Below are 17,294 nucleotides of genomic sequence, written 5' to 3'. Positions count from 1 at the left end.
GAGCACCTGACAACCTCCGGGTGCCGATTCAATCACTGCTTACGTTGGCGCTTGGTGGCCCATTGCCTGTATAACTGCATCCCATCAGCAGATTGCAGGCGAGGGAACGCGCAGTGTTTTTAAACGACCAGGAAACCGCAACGGACTTGCTGTACTACAGCGCGATCTCCAAAACGGTTGTGAGACTCATCAAGGATACGCCTGACACCCCCATTACCATTGGCGTGCACGGGGACTGGGGTGCCGGTAAATCCAGCGTCCTGCGGATGACCCAGGAAGAGCTCGAAGCCAATGATCGTGTGTGCTGCATCTGGTTTAATGGCTGGACGTTCGAAGGTTTTGAAGACGCCAAAACGGTGGTGATCGAAACCATCGTCGATGAATTGAAGCGAGCAAGGCCAAACTCAGAACAAGTGAAAGCTGCTGCGGCCAAGGTGCTCAAGCGCGTTGACTGGCTGAAGGTCGCGCGCAAAGCCGGCGGCTTCGCGTTCACTGCCATGACTGGCATCCCCACCATGGATCAGTTGAAGGGGGTGTATGACCTGGTCACCTCCGTGGTTACAAACCCATTGGATCATGTGAGCAAGGATGATCTAAAGGGTGCCGCCGAAAAGATCGGTGACTTCCTCAAGGAGGGCGGTGACGACTCCGAGAAGCTCCCTGAGCACATCCATAAATTCCGAGAGGAATTCAAAGAGCTGCTGGACGCCGCGGACATCGACCAGCTCGTTGTTATCGTGGACGACCTGGACAGGTGCTTGCCGAAAACGGCAATCGAAACGTTGGAAGCGATACGGCTGTTCCTGTTCGTTGAGCGCACCGCGTTCGTTATCGGTTCTGATGAAGCCATGATCGAATATGCAGTGCGTGAGCATTTTCCAGACCTCCCGCAAAGCTCAGGCCCGTCGAACTACGCCCGCAACTACCTCGAAAAGCTCATCCAGGTACCGTTCCGCATCCCGGCGCTTGGCTTGGCCGAGACGCGTGTCTACATCACCTTGCTGCAGCTTGAGAATGCCCTGGGTGCCACCAATTCCAAGTTCCAAGCGTTGCTGGACATCGCCCGAGAGGACATGAAGCGGCCGTGGAAGAGCAAGGGGCTCGAGCGCAGCGTCGTGCAGACGGCCATGGGCGGAACGCTGACCGAGGAGGTTAGCCAGGCGATCACCATCAGCGCCCATGTCACCAAGATCCTGAGTGAAGGCACACGGGGTAACCCACGCCAGATCAAGCGATTCCTGAACTCCATGATGCTCCGCCAGGCGATTGCTGAAGAGCGTGGGTTTGGCAATGAGATCAGCCGGCCAATCCTGGCGAAGATCATGTTGGCTGAGCGCTTCTACAGCGATTTCTACGAGCAGATCGCGAGGCTCGCATCCTTGGCGCAGGACGGCGCACCAGAGGCTCTCGCCGGGCTTGAGAAGCGGGCGAGGGCCGCGCCTCAGGAAGTCGAGGATGACCAGCAGGATACGGGTGAGCGAAAGGCTAAACCCAAGGTGGCCGTGGCCATCGGTGCTGAGCTTCAGCAATGGCTTAAAAGTGACTGGGCGCTCAACTGGGCACGGATCGACCCGACACTCGCCGGTGTTGATCTGAGGCCTTACGTCTTTGTCACCAGGGACAAGCGCAGTTCCCTCGCAGGCTTCGTAGCCACTAGTCAGCTTGAAGCATTGGTAGAGACCCTGATGGGCCCACGTATGAAGTTGAAAAGCGCGCCTGTGCTCAACAGCATGCGAGAGCTGTCCGCTCCTGATTCTGAAGAGGTCTTCGATGCGATCCGGGATCGTATCCTCCAGGGAGACATCTTCGATAAGCGCCCTCAGGGCATCGACGGTCTGGTTGGCCTAGTCAAAGAGCAGCCACGGCTTCAAAACCGACTGCTCGAATTCATACGGGGACTACCTGTCGAGCGATTGGGTGGCTGGGCGGCGTCCTCTTTCAGCGAGTGCTTGGTTGAGCCAGCCGCAAAATCAGCGCTCCAGGCCGTGCAAGAACAGTGGGCCGCACAGGTCGAGAACAAAAAACTCAAAGTAGCCGCTGAGCAATTGTTGGATCTCGGCCCGAAACGCTAAGGAATGCAGCATGGGAACATCGAAAGGTTACGGGGGATCTGTTTCTGGACTGGTTCCGTCTTGGGTGGATGATGTGGCGCCTGCAACTACACCGGGTCAATCCGGTGAAGCTGGGCAGCCCTCAAATCCTTCCAGCGATCCAAACAGTCCGAACAATCCTAATCAGCCAGGGCAGGGAGGCCAGTCAGGGCAGCGTCCTGTAGACAACAATGGCACCTCCAAGCTACAGCCGTCTCGAACTCAGTTCACTCGCTTTGCCAGAACCGGCAGCCGCAGCGCGCTGGGCAGAGCACTCTCCGGCTATGTGAGAAGCGGAACGGGCGGGGCTGGACGTGCGGCTCGGCGCATGGGGGCGTCCCGTGCAGCGGCTGGTCGCCTGCTTGGCGTCATCAGGGATGTGCAGCGTTTCGGTGCATCCGAGGTATTGCGCCGGCTGAATCTGAATGGCCTGGCAGGCCGTCCATCTTCTGAAGTATTCATGGCCCTCGTTGAGTTTGTATGTCCTGCCGGCGGAGCGATCGACGAGGCTGTAGCACGTCAGGCCATGCTTGAAAATATCATCGCGCTCGCCGAGTCCGGCGAGACTACGTTCGATGAAATGACGCCAGAACAGATGAACGAATTCTTTTTAGATTTCGTGTCGCAGTCGATCGAGGGGATGGTGATGGCCGACCTCGGGCAACGAGGCGTGACTATCCCCGATGACGTTGAGGCGGTAGAGCATATGCAGACCGAGCTTCATGACTTCATTACAGGAGCAACGAGAGGGCGCTTGTCCAATAGGTTGGAGGGATTGCCAGGTCTCACGGATCAGGACATCCAGGGCGTGATCAGCAGAATTTACGAATCGGCTTTCGAGGTCATTGCGGTCGCAGGGGAGGCAGCTCAATGAGACACCACAGCATCATCTGCCGGCTCGGCGACAGCGATACCGATCCGATCGACATCCAGCACCCAGGGAGCTATGAAACCGCAATTTCCTTTCTGGATGGTTACCAGCGTCTGAGCTTTGGTATTGGGCAAGCGATCGATCAGCTTGCGAATAAGGGCATGCGCCCCAGCGAGACCTCAATCGACCTGGCCCTCGTAGCCGGAGCGCTCACGGCGGCTGACACCCGGATATCCCGGAAGACCGAATCCCAGAATGCCTGGACGCGTGAGATCGACCTTTACGTGCCTGTGGCAGATCCTGCGTTGTGGACTTCGATGTCTGCGCTGCTTGACTCGACCCTGCATTTCTTAACCGGCGATCGATGGAGGGTCTTCTTCCGCGCCAGGCCTGAAGGCTTGGAGGAGCTGGCCCCCATCGTGGAGCTCTTTCGGAGCGCTACACCCACAAGCGTGTGTCTGTTCTCGGGAGGTATGGACAGCTTCATTGGTGCGATCGACCTGCTGGCCCAAGGGGAGTCTCCGCTGCTGGTGAGCCACTACTGGGACTCCAACAGCACCAGCAAATATCAGGATCAATGCTTTGAGGCGCTCCAGGAGCGATACCCTGATACTCCGATCCACCAAGTACAGGCCAGGGTGGGCTTCCCGCAAGGGCTGGTGGCCAACACAAAGGGTGAAGATACGCTGCGGGGGCGCTCATTCCTGTTCTTCGCGTTGGCGGCGTTGGCGGCCGATGCCACGGGCGAGGAGATGGTGATCCATGTTCCTGAGAACGGCCTGATCTCCTTGAATGTCCCGCTGGATCCGCTGCGGTTGGGCGCTCTGAGCACACGGACAACACACCCCTACTACATGGCTCGTGTGAATGAGCTCTTTGCTGGCCTTGGGCTTCGGATGCGGTTGCACAACATGTATGGACATCGCACTAAAGGGCAGATGGCCAAGCAGTGCGCTGATGGTGAGTTTCTCCGTGCGAACGTCCACAAAACCATGTCGTGCTCCTCACCGGGCAAGGCACGATACCAAAAGGATCCGACCAACCGGCAACCCAAGCACTGCGGCTTCTGCGTTCCTTGTATCATCCGGCGGGCCTCCATTGCCCATGGATGCGGCGATGATATAACCCCGTATGTGATTCCCGATTTGCACGCGAATGTCTTGAACACGAACAAGGCTGACGGGGCACATGTGCGATCATTCCAGATGGCCATCCGCCGAGTGCAGCGGGCGCCGAACAGTCCGAGGTTCGACATCCACATCCCTGGCCCCTTGATCGACCATCCGGACGACCATCAGGCGTATGAGCAGGTGTATGTGGACGGCCTCAATGAAGTCCATCGATATTTGACTGGAGTCAGGGCGCAGCCCCTATGAGCCAAACAGTGCGCGAGCGTCCGAAATGGGTGGATTTTCACTGCCACCTGGATCTCTATCCCAACCACGAAGCCTTGATTCGTGAGTGCGATAGGGAAGGGGTAGCCACGCTCGCTGTTACCACCACGCCAAAGGCCTGGGCTCGAAATCAGGAACTGGCTAGTACTTCTAAGCACGTTCGAGTCGCCTTGGGTTTGCACCCGCAGCTCGTGGCGGAGCGTGAAGGGGAGCTCGCGCTGTTCGAGCGCTTGCTGGAGGGGACGCGATACGTCGGAGAGATTGGTCTCGATGCCGGCCCTCGGTTCTACTCCAGCTTCGAGGCGCAAGAGCGGATCTTTTTCCGGATCCTGTCAGCTTGTTCTGAGCAGGGTGGCAAGATCCTCACGGTGCACAGCGTCCGCGCTGCTGCAAAGGTGCTGGGACATATCGAGCGCATCCTTCCACCTGATCGCGGTAGAGTCGTGCTGCACTGGTTCACTGGCAGTGCGGCGGAGGCTAGGCGGGCTTTGGATCTCGGATGCTACTTCTCGATCAACATCGAGATGTTGAAGTCCACGAAGCACCGGGCGCTTGTAGCATCGCTGCCACTTGATCGTATGCTCACCGAAACCGATGGGCCATTCGTGCTGGCGGGTGGAAGGCCATTAGCGCCTCGAGATGTGAGCGATGTGATTCAGGCGATCGCTTCGCTCAAGGAGCTCGATCAGGAAATGGTCGCGAATCAGATTGTCAGCAACCTGGGTAGCCTCCTGCGTAGTTGCTAGTGCTGCCCAGATGATCACGCGTACCTACTCCAAGCGTGTACCGACGCTTAATGGTCGTCTTTCCAAAGCCTGCTAACCCTAGACTTGTCGAGCCCCAACAGTTCCGCCGTCTCTTTCTGGCTTTTTCCTTCAGCCTTGCACTTGAGCACCGCCTGCCGATTGGCCTCTCCAGATCTGATACGGGGATGGACTGAGTGTAGCTTGCCGTCCTCGAATTCATGATGGAGCTTGTCGAGCACACCCAGTTTTTCGAGCTTCGCGATCTCAGCAGCCACGCCTTTCAAGAACTCCTTGGGTGTTTGGTGACTCGCATAGGACGAAGCCACCGCCAGTAGGGCGACAAGATCAATGTCGAGTACTGAGGAGAATTCCTCCATCGTTGACAGGGTGGGATTGCTCTTGGCGTGCTCAATGTTACTCATTTGCCGAGCCTCGACTCGACCATGGAAATCTTCTTGGGACAGGTTCCGAGCTGCGCGTGACAGCCTCAAGACTGCGGCCAACGGTTCTCTCAGCGACATTTGGAGCACCCAAAGCCGAGGATAAAGCCATATTGCGCAGTTGTTCTCCATGCAATATAGTGCGCGCAAAGCAACTTATGGTGCCTCACTATTTTTTGCTGGGCACGCTCCATCACGCTGGAGCGCGCTAGCGCTTGCCGCGCTTATAGATCCGGCCTCCGTCAATTTACCGCTAAATCCTCAAGGCCAGCGTTTGCGAATCAGAATTTACTCAGACCTCCATGCCGAGTTCCAGCGTTTCGACCCACCGCCGCTCGACGCTGGGGTTGACCTGGTAATCCTCGCCGGCGACATCAACAAAAAGGCCAGGGGCGTCCAATGGGCCAACGAGACGTTCGCCTGCCTGGTCGTGTACGTCACAGGGAACCACGAATATTACGACGGGCACCTTGATCGCACCTTGCAGAAGATGAAGGACGCCGCGGCCGGCCACGTGCATGTGCTGGAAAACGAATCGCTGATTCTGGGGGATGTCAGAATCCTCGGCAGCACAGCGTGGACTGACTTCACGTCAACAGGGAACCAGATCGCCGCTAGCAACGCTGCCAGGCAAGGCATGAACGACTTCAAGTACATCAGGGCAGACTCGAACTACAGACGATTGAGACCGGATGACCTGGTTTCCCGGAACCACACCGCTAAGGACTGGCTCACCCAAGAGCTTGCTCAACCATTTGACGGCAAAACGGTAGTGGTAACCCATCACTCACCATCTTCCGTGGTGATTGGTGAGCAGCATGAAGGGCATCTTACTGCAGCGTACACCAACGACTGGCAGCACCTAATTGAGGAGACCCATGTGTGGGTGTTCGGTCACACGCATGAGGCTACAGATGTTGAGCTGGCTGGCTGCCGGGTGATCTCAAACCCCCGTGGCTACCCTGGAGAGAACACCGGTTTTGACCCTTTTTTCGAGATCCAAATCTAATGGCCACTTCGGCGATGAAGCACTTTTTTGACCACGCCGTCGAGCCGATAGAGCTCGAGCGAGATCTTCCCTCAGAAGTCATTCAGGCACAGGGCATTTCCTGGGGGGTGGTCGTCGACGCTTACCTTGTCAACGCAGCACGGGCAGGGCAGAGCTATGCGGCGCTCGTTTACAACGATCAGTCAAACGTGAGCTCGAATGGGATGACGGTTGCTACCCCTCCACTTCAGTTTGTTGAGACAAGGGCGGGGTTCAAGCTAATGCGCAGCCTAAGCGGCAAAGACTACTACGTTATCGCTAGCGAGCTCAGCGAGCCGCGGTGAGCATCCAATTGGGTTGACTCACCCGGCCTGGAAGCCGCTTTCAACCTGTAGTACTTGGCAAGGCGCGGCGAGCACCTCGGATTTAGAGCTTTATATATCCCGCTGACCAACCCGCTGGACGGCTTCGTGCGCACTCGTGTTCACGTGGCCTTTGAAAGCACTAAGGAAAATGCATGTCTGGTCTGAAAAGAATTGAACTTACCATCAAGAACTACAATGTTAAAAATTCTGCTGAAATTGATACGCTCTATAGCCAAGTTCGGTGTGAAGACAGTGAAGGGAAAACCTTCTATTTCAAAGAAGTTTGCATGCTCGACTACCTGAAAAGGCACGGGGCGATTGTTACTGACAAGCCTCGCACTTGGTACTACAAGCATTTGAACAAGAAAACCATCGTTCTAGTGGCGTTCCAAAAGGCAGATGGAAAGGTTGAGTATGACCTTGATCACCTGCGACAGGTTGCTAAATCCAGCATTCTTAAAGGGATTGTTTTCGCGGTAGCGGCAATTCCTGCGGGTTTGATCATCGCAACAGCGACTTTTGGTATCGGGCTGCTGTTTACGCCTGTGTGCCTCTTCTATGCATACAGAAGTCTCTTTAAGATCCCCCGGATGCTGCGCCGGGATACGCTGCTAAACGAGCTCGCCGCGCATGGAGTGATTGTACAGTAGCTGTCAAGCTGGACTGCTGCGATGCAGAGCAAAGGCCGCGTGTCGATGAGGAGCAATAAATGACAGCAGTAATTTTGGATCTCTTCGGTACGCTTTTGGAGATTCGAAACCGGCAGAACCCCTTTCGACGGCTCCTCCGCCTAGGCTCACAGCAGGGACGCGCCGCTTCCCCTGGAGATCTGCGCTGGATTATGACCAACGCCTGTGGGTTGCAGGAGGCTGCTGATTTTTTTGGAATCAAACTTTCCTCCACTCAACTCACTGAGCTCCAGAGCTGCCTAGAGCTCGAACTTGAATCGATCACACTCTTTGAGGATGCGCTGCCGGCGCTCGCTCTGCTGCGACACCACCAAATAAAAATTGGCGTTTGCTCGAACTTGGGTGGCCCGTATTGCCCGGTAGCCCGGAATTTGCTGCCGGGGCTCGATGGCTATGCGCTCAGTGCCGAGGTTGGGCTGATGAAGCCTGATGTGGCCATGTACCAACACATCTGCACCCAGCTCGAGGTTGCACCCAGCCAACTCCCAGGATCGAACGCGCCTCAGGTCTTGATGATCGGAGACTCCCGGCGATGTGATGCTGATGGCCCCCGAGTGGCCGGCATCGAAGGTTACCATCTGGATCGTAGTGGAGCGGGTCGCTTTTATGACCTGCTTGAGTTTGTTACAGGTATCAACACCAGCAGAGGTTGATGCCCACAGCCAGCCCTTCGCGTTCGACCTTTGAAGCGGGTGTAGGAGATGTGCCCGATCTCGACAGGAGTACATTTGTACTCAAGTGTATGCGAGGTAACCAACAGATCATTCCCGACTTATAGCGTGTCCCCCACTGATTTGGTGGGGGCACTCTACTCTGCAGCAGAGGGCTCCACACTGGCTCGCTTACCTGCGACCTTGAGGGGCTCGACAAGGCTAATTTGAGCCTTTAGTGCGAGAGTTAAGGAGAGCCTACGATTGGTCAGGGTTTCATACCTTCCACCTTGCATCGGTGCTGGCCGTGGTTCAGAAACTGAGTGGCGCCAGATCCCAAGCACTACCACCTCTTCGTCTTGCTCGAAGCCTTTGAACCATTCGGGCTGGTTCGACCAGATGCTCACCTCCAAACCAATGCCATTGGATGGATCATTTGGATCGGCTTGCACCTTGTTCATTACCAGGTTGATCACATTGCTCGAAGGCTTGTCTTTAACAGCGTATCGCACGCTCTTGATACGGCCCTGGATTGCAATAGGGTGCGACACGGTGTTTTGTGACACGGCGTGGTAGGCGTGTCTATGGCGCTCTTGCTCAAAGTAGAACTGATCCCACGAGACGGTGGTGTTGCCCTCGAAGACCAGCTCAAGATGCTGTTCCATCTCCTCATTGCTTGCGCACAGTGCGCGCAGCTTTAGGACTCTGTTAGCCGAGTTGACATACGCCGGCAGAAGCGCCGGATTTGAGGTGTAAGTACGGCCGCCCTGGCGTCTTTCTCCATCGCCCTGCCTAGGCTTACCTGCATTGCCAGCCAATGCCTCCTGGATCATGACCAAGCGCAGGCGATATTTGTCGCGCTGAATGCTCTCGATGAGATCCTCTGAGGATTTCGCAATCTTTTCGATTTCTTCATCGACGCCGTAATCGCAGTGCGCGGCATGAGCCCCCTTGGGCTTCAAGCGGAAGTAACCAGGTACGAATACTGACTTGTCGTACATTTCCCTGGTGTAAGGAGGGTTGTGAGCCACGTTTGTCTCGCAATGCATGCACAGCAGCGGTTCTGCACCTAGCCCTTTCTGATAGGTCTCCGCATCCCAAAAATGGCCATTTTGGTCTCGTGCCTGGCTCATCTTGATGCCCATAGATGTACCTCCTGGTAACGCCTCATTTTGTTAAAGGCCGGCCGCGGGAGTTGGTTGAGTCGTCGCGGTCACTGCCCATTACACTGACGATGAGCATTAAGTCAGAGGTCGATTACTTCAAAGCCGGACGCTTTAGCGTCTAGCTTTCGATCTGCTAGCGCGGCAGTGGAGGGGTCGATATCCGTTAACTTCATCCCCGATCCCAGAATGTATCAACGGGGCAGGAGCGGACACAAGGCGCGAAGTAGCTTCAGCAATCGCTCAGGAACACGGGCTTGAGACGGCGGCGGCTCACAAGGACTCGTTGCGGCTGAGAGATGCCATCGGGCGGTGCGTCATCAGCACCGTCATTGAGTAAATGCATCCAGTTGAGAGGACATTCGATTGGCACCTCCCTAGAGTGGGATCTTCTTACCACCAGAGGATGCTGATGTGAAAATGCTTCGCAAGCTGTATGAGTGCACCCAATCCCCACAAGCCAAGGTTATCGGTGCATGGTTGCTCATTCCCGGAGCACTCTCGATGGCAATCAAAGGAATGTGGGATCTCGCTTGGGCGACGATTGAGGTCACACAATGCATGACGCTGTGGGAGTCATTCCCGTACGTAGCAAGCTGCGCTGTGGTCTTCGCCCTAACGGGCTGCGCCAAGATGATTTCGATCCAGTTGCGTCGAGAGCACAAGCTCTTCTGAGACGCAAATCAGGTCGTCTGAGAGCAGGATCGAAACTGCTCTCGGATGACGTTAGGGTGTGTGAATCAAGCCTGCAGGTGAATGTCCATCCACGCGAACTGGCCACTCTGTACCACACAGGACAACTCATTCTCGCGCCCCTATCACAGGAGTGCGCGCTCCGGGTCAAGCGTCCAAGCGAGCCGCGACTAAGCAGGAACTGGTAAGTGCACTGCCCAAGTTCTTCGATGGCAAAACAGCCCCGGTAAAGACTCACAAATCGGACGCAACCATCATAAGCCCAGCCTTGAACAACTACATGGACGGCTTGAGTCTGATTACTTGAGCCTCGCAATTCTAGGCTATCAATTGGATCGAAATAGAGCAGGACGGTTCGGCGATTTGCTTGAGTTCTCGCAAGCCATTACGTCATCGGGTGGTGTATTCCACCAAGAGCTCGGTGTTTCGCCCCTCGCGCGGCTTCGCTGCTTTGACCTCCAAAGGGTTAGAAGGCTGAAGTGGCGGGTGGCTTGTTCCTGGGTGCTCAGCCAGTGACGGCGCGCCCAAGCTCGTAGAGTTATACTTCACTCTTGTGCTCAGGCCGTTCGAGAGGGTGCTATGCGTAAAGGTGAGATACCGATCGAGCTCTCATTGCTCGCGTTTGACTTCTTCTACCGGTTTTCACGATTTGAGTTCTGTCTCAAAGAGAACGGTTACCTAAAATTCGAAATCCCTGGGCAGAAAGCTGAACCAGGTTGGGACAAATTTGTAGAGCGCCATGCCGAAACCTACGCGCTGACAGCTGAAGCGGCAGAGCTTCTTGCTGCTCCACCTGATCGGCAAGTGGTTGGAGCCGGGTTGGTTTTGGAGTGGGCGCCAGTTGGATTTCAAGACTGTAGATCTGACCTAGCGAAGGTTGTCCGAACGGTGAAAACAGTTCGCAACAATCTATTCCATGGTGGCAAGCATGGCGCCGCTGGCTGGGATTGCCCTCAACGTACGCAGTCTCTCCTCACATCGAGTGCAGCTGTGCTGGAGGGGCTGGTGGAGCTCGGTGATTTCCGAGGCGACTACGAAAGGTTTTATTGACCTGTGATCATCAGCAGTGGCGAGTGAGCCAGCTCCACCCTTAGCGCAGTAGGCGAAATGTGGTTAAGCTCGAGCATGATGGATCAACCCTCGCGTGAATGGAGTCGCCATGCCCTTAACCGTTTTTTCCGCATCCCGCCGGATGGAATTGGACGTTCAGCAGCTATTAACACAGCTAGGGGCTGAGACTGGTTATGTCATGCCGTCGAAGAGTACGCCCATTTCGGAAAGCTGGAAGGTGCATTGTTCGACGGATCTCGAGTGCCCCTCGTGCTTCTGCACAGGTGCGGAGGTGGTAAGGGCGAGCAAGTCCAAGGTCGATGGTCACGATGTGCGGCAGGCGTACTTCCGGTTCCCTCAAAGCGATAGTTCAACAGGACACCATCCATTCTGTGACTTTTCGGGCAATGTCTCAGCTGCGTTCATCCCGGAAAACCTTGTCCAGTTTTCGTCTGCGAAGGATGGCGTCTCCAGGGTTGTGCGGGAGCTCGTATGCAAAGGCATTCAGCTAGAGATATTCACGCAGTGGGATATTCGGCGGATGCGCGAGTGGTTCTTCCAGACCAAGCTACAGTCGCAGTTCACCATTACGCTGGATCCCAAACTGCCTGGATGGTTGGATGGACTGCATCGTCATGTCTCATGGTCACAAGATTTGGATGCTGTGCCTATTGAGCTGACGACAGAGGTGCTGGGCATTCCCGGTTTTAATTTCGAGGCAGCAGCAACGCGAGAGGTTTCTCAACGCCATCGCGCTACGCTAGACATCATCCGGGAGAAACGCCTGTACCCAGGTGCAATGGTTGAGCGCCTCGAAAAGCTGGCCACTGACTACCATGGAAAATCGGTCTATGACCCTACAGTTCTGCAAAACCACTTCCAGCTTACTAACCGGCTTGCAGCATTCATGTGCTCAAACCATAGCCCGTTGAGACGATTGTCGAAAGCTCACTACCCCTTGAATGGGCTGAAAAATGTCAAACCGCTGTTGGCGTTTTCGGCTTTGCTATTGTTCATTTCCGACTGGCACCTGGACGCTGCGGTCAGCTGCTTTGCGCAAATTGCCTCCAGTAAGCTGCAGGCGGATGAAACGTTAGGCAATGTGATGGGACTTAACCCTTTCCATGACTTCGCGGCATGGGCCATGTTGAAAAGCATCCAAGATTTGCCTCCAATCCAGATCCCCCCTCTGAGCGTCAAAGAGGAAATCGCTTTCAAGGTTGCCGAATTGAAGAGGCAAGCGGGGACGTCGAACTAAACCGTACCCGGATAACATCTTCGAGGCTTTCGCTACCAACATCTAAGCGAAATGGCTGTTGCCAGGGATCCTGCTCGAGGTGGCGCCATGATATCATCGCGCTCCATCATCATGTACGAGCGACTGGAGACGGCCAAATGTGGTTCCACGGAATTAAGGATGTTCCACGCTACGAACTTTACAAATTGAAGCAAGTCCGAACGAAGGCATCATGGGATAAACCCGTTATTCCAGCTGGGCCACCGCTAGCTATTGATCCATCGCTTTTTATTTATGCGTCAACCCGCGCGTCAATACTCGGGCAAAAAATTGGACTAAGAGGTCAGCTGGCTGGACGAGGGCTGGGCGCAGCTGCTTTATGCTATCTGACACCTAATCTCTACAGTCCGGGCGCAAAGGTAACTAATAGAATTTTTCTTCATCACAATTTTAATTACACGAAAGACTTCATTGGTTCCAGTATAAAAGGAACAATCGGTGCAGCCTTGGCTTACTTGGAGATGCAAGATCTAGGATACGCATGGTGCGGTCATTGGGAGGACTGTACAACTCCCGCAGTTTTGATCATAAGCTCCGCAGCATCGACGTCGAAAGCTTCCGGCTCAGCCAAAGCTAAAACCAAAGCACCCGCGCCTGACTTTGTGTTTGCTTCCTCGAGCAACGTATGTTTAGTCGATGCTAAGGGTTCTGCTCGAACGATGCAGGAAGTGCGACAGATCGCCAAGAATGAGTGGAAGCGTCAAATCTACTCAAACAGACTAGTAAAATTAGCTGGCGGTGGCACGGCTACCGAGGGGCGCATTATCGCGGCCTCGTTGGCAAATCCGAATGGTGTCGGCCTAGTAACCGCGCACGGACGATTTCTAGGCTCTTCTCTTCCTCCGGGCACTGGGCATTCGAGCCGAGTGAGCACTACCAGCAAAGCGATAAAAACTGTTCAGAAAATCAATTTCACCAACGCTTTCTATCTCTTAGGTTTAAACGCTATGGCCAACCATTTCATTGGTGGCCCTCTGGGGCTAGCGAGAGCCGAAATGGATGCTGCTCGGCGAAGCGCGGTAGATATTGATGATCTTGGTTCCGTGTACACAGGCAAACGACGAATTGTCGATTTGGGCGATCAAGGTGCTTGGACAATGCAGCCGTTCTGTAGGCTCGACGTGCTAGAGGAGGCCTTAGAAAACCTGGTTTCTGATAACGCTCCGGCAGTTGCTGAAACCCCGGCGATGCTGGCCCCGCCCCCTGACAATGCGAAAAGCTCAGGAGACGGAAAGGTAGTTTCAGCTGGCCAGGTGATATTCCAAAGTCGTGATGGGGTCGGAGCAATATTGGAACGTGTGGCGGGTACCTGATCCGCGACAAGGCGGACTTAATGATCGCAACGACGTTGCTTGGGACACATCACCTCATTCATCCTCCCAATTCGGCCGAAAGCTAGCTTGGCTACAGCTGGGATAGAGACATCAATGTATTGCGTCGAGTTGCAGTTAACCTGAGGGCCAGAAGCCTTCGGTCTGTGGAGCAATTTTCGGGGATAGGTCTGGTGCGCCAAGTCAGCTGTGTTTGAGCGCATGATATTTGTCAGTCAGACCGCGACGGTGTCCACGTGTACAACCAATGTAATACCCAGCTAGAGGTGATGAAGGAGGGGTGCTGAACCAGATTTGAACCGCTAATGGGGGGGCACGGTTTTGGGCTAGCATCAGCTCGGCGCACCTAGGGTTTACGCAGGGCGACTACGCTGTCACTGCGAAGAGTGAAATCCAGCATGCCAGCGAAGGAGCACGCTTCGGATAGCTTTGAGGTTCTACAATCGTTCACGTTGCCCTCCCGCCGCAAGGATGCGAAATGCCACACCTGATCAAGAATGCCGTTTCAGCTTTGAGCTCAAAAGGATGGGCGAGCTTTCAATTGCCGGATGATGGCGCCGCAGTAATAGAGCAAACTGCGCTCGATATTGCCTTTCTCCTCGGGCAGCCCAAGGCAACGCGACGCCAGGGGCCTTTGGTCGATGTACTAATTCCGACTGATAGGCGATCTGCGAATCGTCGCTCTCTCAGCTTCCGCTATGGGCTGAGCCCATTCCCATGGCACACCGACGGAGCCCACTGGAATACGCCGCCGCGGTACCTAGTTATGGCCTGCTTGGAGGCCGCCCCACACACTGCCCAAACGCTCTTCTGCGAGGGCAGCACATTCGATCCATTGAATGTTGATGGTGCTCGGTCGTCGGTGTTCAGGGTTACCAATGGCGGAAACAGCTTTTACGTCGCGGCTCGAGGAAGTTCTGATTGCTACTACAGGTTTGACCCTGGCTGCATGACGCCAGTGGATGCCGGCGCCCAGGAGATCGTGCGCGCGATCGATCTCTTTGAGCCTGCAGACGGACAGGCAATCACTTGGCAGGCCGGGAAATTCTTGCTGCTTGATAACTGGCGTTTTCTACATCGCCGCGGAGCTGCACAGGGAAGCACTGAGCGGAAACTCCTTAGGGTCACCGTAATGGAGAGAGGCAACCATGGCTAACACGGGAAGTGACGTAAAAAAACCGCGCAAGGAAGTGCCATCAGCAATCTCGGCGGAGGCGCTGCTAGGGAAGTCTCGGCTTTACGCCTTGCGAGCGTTGCAAGCTAAGGCCTCGAAGGATTCGGAGGTCTATCAGATTTGGGCAGCTCTGGCCCTTGAACTCCTGGGTAAAGCTCAGCTTGCGGCGATTCATCCTTGCCTGGTCGTGGAAACCGACAATCCAAATAGCCTTTTGGAGGCTTGCGGTGTCGAAACCGACACCAAGGTGAAGACCATCAGTGCTCACGTGGTTTTCGCACGACTGAAGCACACGGTGGCAAAATTCGGCACACCGCATGCTAAGTCATGCGAATTGATCTCCTCACGTAGAAATGCCGAACTCCATTCGGGCCAGGCAGCATACGCCGGCGTCGTGGATAGCGACTGGGAGGGGGAGTTCTGGACAACCTCAGAACTCATCCTCGCATCCATGGGACTGGAGTTGGAGGATTGGGTGGGCAGTAAGTCAAAAATCCCTGCGACCCTTGCCAAGGACTTCCACACGATCAAGGTGCAGGCAGCCAAACAAAGCATCGCAAACGCCCGAGCGACCTTCGAAAAACCTGATGAAGTGCCTGGATCATCACAGCAGAAGCCGAGAAAGCGCTCTCATAAAGAGATCAAGGAACTGCGAGAGCATTCCCAAGGCTTGGAGTGGTGGACGTATCGAGGTGCCTTCAGATACCACTTGGATAGCCACTGGGACATCCCGTGCCCTGCATGTGAAAGCAAAGGCTTCTTAGGGGGTGATCGTGTCCATGAAGAGGTCATCGAGCAGGATCATGAAAGTGGGTACGAAACGGTTGAGCGGTACTCCACACCCGTCGAGTTCTACTGCCCAACGTGTGATTTGCACCTGGAGGGTGCCGAGGCTATGAAGGCGGCAGGCTTCGATGAAGAGTACGTTGAGCAGGATGAGCGAGAGATCGAGTACGAGCCAGACTACGGGAACGATTAGGGCCGGAGCAAACCGTAAGACACCACGTTGATGTAATGGCTGATGGGGCTGCGCGCGAGGTTCAGCTAGGCGCTAGTAAGCGCTTGGCATGGCGACGCCTCAGACATTCACATGTGCGCTTCCGCTCTGACCGACGATGAGCCTAGAGCGCTGACCTTTCTGGCGTGCCTTGGGTTATCTTGGTGATTGAGCGGTGCCCTTGTGGGACGTGCCGTTGGTAGCTTTGGAGTTCCGGCTCCGCCCGGACGTTAATCAGCCCCTGTCTGATAGCTATGCAGTAAAACATAATTTCAGTGTTACGCTTGGGGCTGAGACCTCCTGCACAAAGCGGACAGCTAGCAAGATTCTCATGGCTACTCTGAAACTCGTTATAGCTCTGGACTTGCAATACGAAAAATTCATGGAGCACTATGTGAAAAGGCATTATTTGTTTATCGATGAATCCGGGGCAAAGGGGTATGCTGACAATCGCGAGCGTTACCCTGGTGAGCTTGGAGTAATTGCGGGTTACCTTGTACCAGAGCTCTATTTAAGTGAATACAGAGCGCATCTTGAAAAAAGGCTGGTCTCAATTGATGGTGTTGGAAAGCTGCACATAACCGACCTATTAAATCAAAGCGAGGCTAGAGGTGTAATATTCCAAGCCTTCTTAGAGCTTGAGATACCTTGGATATACGAAGCTATTTATGTTGAGGGGCTGTATCAATCTGAGTTCTGTGAGGGCAGAGGCGGGGACGGCTCCCATAAAGAACTGTTGCATGCAAAGCTTTTTATGGGCTTGATGATCAAGGCTCTGGCTTTGGTTCACAAGTTCAAAGATGAGGGCGTTGAGATAGTAGTGATCTCTGACAACATAGATGCCGGGGTAATCAAGAAGTTCCTCATCGAATCAGAGGATTACCTTTCCCTCTTAAGAACTAGTGAGTTAAAGCGTGAGTTCAAGGTCTATCAAAAGTCTACAGGCAAGTTGCTTCATTGCTCTTCGCGGGCAACAGCAGAAAATATTCCAAGCCACCCAGGGCTAGAGCTTGGAATCACATGTGAGAATTCTCATATGACCCTTCTCTCGGACGTGCTGGCGAATAGCGTGAACCATTATTTGAAAATGGAGTTCGAATCTAATCCCCAGATGCTACCGAACTCAAAGCAGGCGATTTCCAATCACCCATTGCGCAACTTGCTATTATGCTCATATGACGAAAACTCCGAAGAGATCCTTAATATAAGCGACATAATTTATAGAAGGGAAGAGAAGCACTTAGAGCAGAAAGCTGTCGAGCTTGATGCTGAGTGACTTCCTTTAGCTCCTTCAGGGCTGACCCTATTTAGGGCGAGCCCAGGTTGATTTCTGGGCTCATTCAGTTTGAATTTCGA

Annotated in this window: 17 protein-coding genes; 15 read left to right on the top strand and 2 right to left on the bottom strand. The window is 54.6% G+C overall.

Annotated elements, in window-relative coordinates; translation table 11 throughout:
• The first annotated feature begins 113 nt into the window (after positions 1–113).
• The 4 genes from qatA to qatD are packed head-to-tail and all read left to right on the top strand — an operon-like array spanning position 114 to position 5,101.
• The gene (gene qatA, locus AC07OT_RS01510) at positions 114–2,072 is read left to right on the top strand and encodes a Qat anti-phage system ATPase QatA (RefSeq protein WP_495107230.1); all 1,959 of its coding nucleotides are present in this window, start codon (positions 114–116) and stop codon (positions 2,070–2,072) included.
• A 10-nt stretch (positions 2,073–2,082) separates the two neighbouring features.
• Positions 2,083–2,964: a Qat anti-phage system associated protein QatB gene (qatB, locus tag AC07OT_RS01505; protein ID WP_495107229.1), complete on the top strand. Its 882-nt coding sequence runs from the start codon at positions 2,083–2,085 to the stop codon at positions 2,962–2,964.
• Positions 2,961–4,337 (top strand): Qat anti-phage system QueC-like protein QatC, encoded by a 1,377-nt coding sequence (qatC, locus tag AC07OT_RS01500; protein WP_495107228.1) that lies wholly within the window; start codon positions 2,961–2,963, stop codon positions 4,335–4,337. Before qatB ends, qatC begins: the two co-directional genes overlap by 4 nt.
• The gene (qatD, locus tag AC07OT_RS01495) at positions 4,334–5,101 is read left to right on the top strand and encodes a Qat anti-phage system TatD family nuclease QatD (protein ID WP_495107227.1); all 768 of its coding nucleotides are present in this window, start codon (positions 4,334–4,336) and stop codon (positions 5,099–5,101) included. The genes qatC and qatD overlap by 4 nt, the downstream gene beginning before the upstream one ends.
• A gap of 47 nt (positions 5,102–5,148) precedes the next feature.
• Here the strand turns inward: qatD and AC07OT_RS01490 are convergent, their stop codons facing one another.
• Entirely contained in the window at positions 5,149–5,523 is a 375-nt protein-coding gene (locus tag AC07OT_RS01490) for a helix-turn-helix domain-containing protein (protein WP_495107226.1), read from the bottom strand.
• A gap of 292 nt (positions 5,524–5,815) precedes the next feature.
• On the opposite strand from AC07OT_RS01490, the gene AC07OT_RS01485 reads away from it, so the two are divergent.
• The 4 genes from AC07OT_RS01485 (at position 5,816) to AC07OT_RS01470 (ending at position 8,236) form a co-directional block, all read left to right on the top strand.
• A complete protein-coding gene (locus AC07OT_RS01485) occupies positions 5,816–6,550 on the top strand; it encodes a metallophosphoesterase family protein (RefSeq protein ID WP_495107514.1) in 735 nt (244 codons plus the stop codon).
• Complete coding sequence (locus tag AC07OT_RS01480; protein ID WP_495107225.1) at positions 6,550–6,873, top strand: hypothetical protein; 324 nt, start codon at positions 6,550–6,552, stop codon at positions 6,871–6,873. The genes AC07OT_RS01485 and AC07OT_RS01480 overlap by 1 nt, the downstream gene beginning before the upstream one ends.
• Positions 6,874–7,046: 173 nt before the next feature.
• On the top strand, positions 7,047–7,544 hold the full coding sequence (locus AC07OT_RS01475) for a hypothetical protein (protein WP_495107224.1): 498 nt from the start codon (positions 7,047–7,049) through the stop codon (positions 7,542–7,544).
• Positions 7,545–7,603: 59 nt separating this feature from the next.
• Positions 7,604–8,236 carry an HAD family hydrolase gene (locus AC07OT_RS01470; protein ID WP_495107223.1) on the top strand — a complete coding sequence of 211 codons (633 nt, stop codon included), beginning with the start codon at positions 7,604–7,606 and terminating at the stop codon, positions 8,234–8,236.
• Positions 8,237–8,391: 155 nt separating this feature from the next.
• Here AC07OT_RS01470 and AC07OT_RS01465 read toward each other — a convergent pair whose 3' ends face one another.
• Complete coding sequence (locus tag AC07OT_RS01465) at positions 8,392–9,378, bottom strand: hypothetical protein (protein WP_495107222.1); 987 nt, start codon at positions 9,376–9,378, stop codon at positions 8,392–8,394.
• A gap of 432 nt (positions 9,379–9,810) precedes the next feature.
• On the opposite strand from AC07OT_RS01465, the gene AC07OT_RS01460 reads away from it, so the two are divergent.
• The 7 genes from AC07OT_RS01460 to AC07OT_RS01430 all read left to right on the top strand — a co-directional run bounded on the left by AC07OT_RS01460 (position 9,811) and on the right by AC07OT_RS01430 (position 17,214).
• Complete coding sequence (locus tag AC07OT_RS01460) at positions 9,811–10,071, top strand: hypothetical protein (protein WP_193040903.1); 261 nt, start codon at positions 9,811–9,813, stop codon at positions 10,069–10,071.
• Positions 10,072–10,668: 597 nt separating this feature from the next.
• Entirely contained in the window at positions 10,669–11,139 is a 471-nt protein-coding gene (locus tag AC07OT_RS01455; protein ID WP_495107221.1) for a hypothetical protein, read from the top strand.
• Positions 11,140–11,248: 109 nt separating this feature from the next.
• The gene (locus tag AC07OT_RS01450) at positions 11,249–12,397 is read left to right on the top strand and encodes a hypothetical protein (RefSeq protein WP_495107220.1); all 1,149 of its coding nucleotides are present in this window, start codon (positions 11,249–11,251) and stop codon (positions 12,395–12,397) included.
• A 137-nt stretch (positions 12,398–12,534) separates the two neighbouring features.
• Entirely contained in the window at positions 12,535–13,749 is a 1,215-nt protein-coding gene (locus AC07OT_RS01445) for a hypothetical protein (RefSeq protein WP_495107219.1), read from the top strand.
• Positions 13,750–14,245: 496 nt separating this feature from the next.
• Entirely contained in the window at positions 14,246–14,923 is a 678-nt protein-coding gene (locus AC07OT_RS01440) for a TauD/TfdA family dioxygenase (RefSeq protein WP_495107218.1), read from the top strand.
• The gene (locus AC07OT_RS01435; protein WP_495107217.1) at positions 14,916–15,920 is read left to right on the top strand and encodes a hypothetical protein; all 1,005 of its coding nucleotides are present in this window, start codon (positions 14,916–14,918) and stop codon (positions 15,918–15,920) included. The genes AC07OT_RS01440 and AC07OT_RS01435 overlap by 8 nt, the downstream gene beginning before the upstream one ends.
• A gap of 199 nt (positions 15,921–16,119) precedes the next feature.
• Positions 16,120–17,214 (top strand): hypothetical protein, encoded by a 1,095-nt coding sequence (locus AC07OT_RS01430; RefSeq protein WP_495107216.1) that lies wholly within the window; start codon positions 16,120–16,122, stop codon positions 17,212–17,214.
• Positions 17,215–17,294: the final 80 nt, after the last annotated feature.

This window comes from Pseudomonas sp. GW821-FHT09C10 (genome assembly GCF_059418085.1).
Note: the sequence above shows the minus strand (reverse complement) of the source record. Positions and strands in the feature narration are given on the sequence as shown.

Bases quoted from the DNA above. Each gene is read 5' to 3' on its own strand.
- qatB (WP_495107229.1), top strand. From the start codon at position 2,083: ATGGGAACATCGAAAGGTTACGGGGGATCTGTTTCTGGACTGGTTCCG.
- qatC (WP_495107228.1), top strand. From the start codon at position 2,961: ATGAGACACCACAGCATCATCTGCCGGCTCGGCGACAGCGATACCGAT.
- qatD (WP_495107227.1), top strand. From the start codon at position 4,334: ATGAGCCAAACAGTGCGCGAGCGTCCGAAATGGGTGGATTTTCACTGC.
- AC07OT_RS01490 (WP_495107226.1), bottom strand. From the start codon at position 5,523: ATGAGTAACATTGAGCACGCCAAGAGCAATCCCACCCTGTCAACGATG.
- AC07OT_RS01480 (WP_495107225.1), top strand. From the start codon at position 6,550: ATGGCCACTTCGGCGATGAAGCACTTTTTTGACCACGCCGTCGAGCCG.
- AC07OT_RS01475 (WP_495107224.1), top strand. From the start codon at position 7,047: ATGTCTGGTCTGAAAAGAATTGAACTTACCATCAAGAACTACAATGTT.
- AC07OT_RS01470 (WP_495107223.1), top strand. From the start codon at position 7,604: ATGACAGCAGTAATTTTGGATCTCTTCGGTACGCTTTTGGAGATTCGA.
- AC07OT_RS01465 (WP_495107222.1), bottom strand. From the start codon at position 9,378: ATGGGCATCAAGATGAGCCAGGCACGAGACCAAAATGGCCATTTTTGG.
- AC07OT_RS01455 (WP_495107221.1), top strand. From the start codon at position 10,669: ATGCGTAAAGGTGAGATACCGATCGAGCTCTCATTGCTCGCGTTTGAC.
- AC07OT_RS01450 (WP_495107220.1), top strand. From the start codon at position 11,249: ATGCCCTTAACCGTTTTTTCCGCATCCCGCCGGATGGAATTGGACGTT.
- AC07OT_RS01445 (WP_495107219.1), top strand. From the start codon at position 12,535: ATGTGGTTCCACGGAATTAAGGATGTTCCACGCTACGAACTTTACAAA.
- AC07OT_RS01440 (WP_495107218.1), top strand. From the start codon at position 14,246: ATGCCACACCTGATCAAGAATGCCGTTTCAGCTTTGAGCTCAAAAGGA.
- AC07OT_RS01435 (WP_495107217.1), top strand. From the start codon at position 14,916: ATGGCTAACACGGGAAGTGACGTAAAAAAACCGCGCAAGGAAGTGCCA.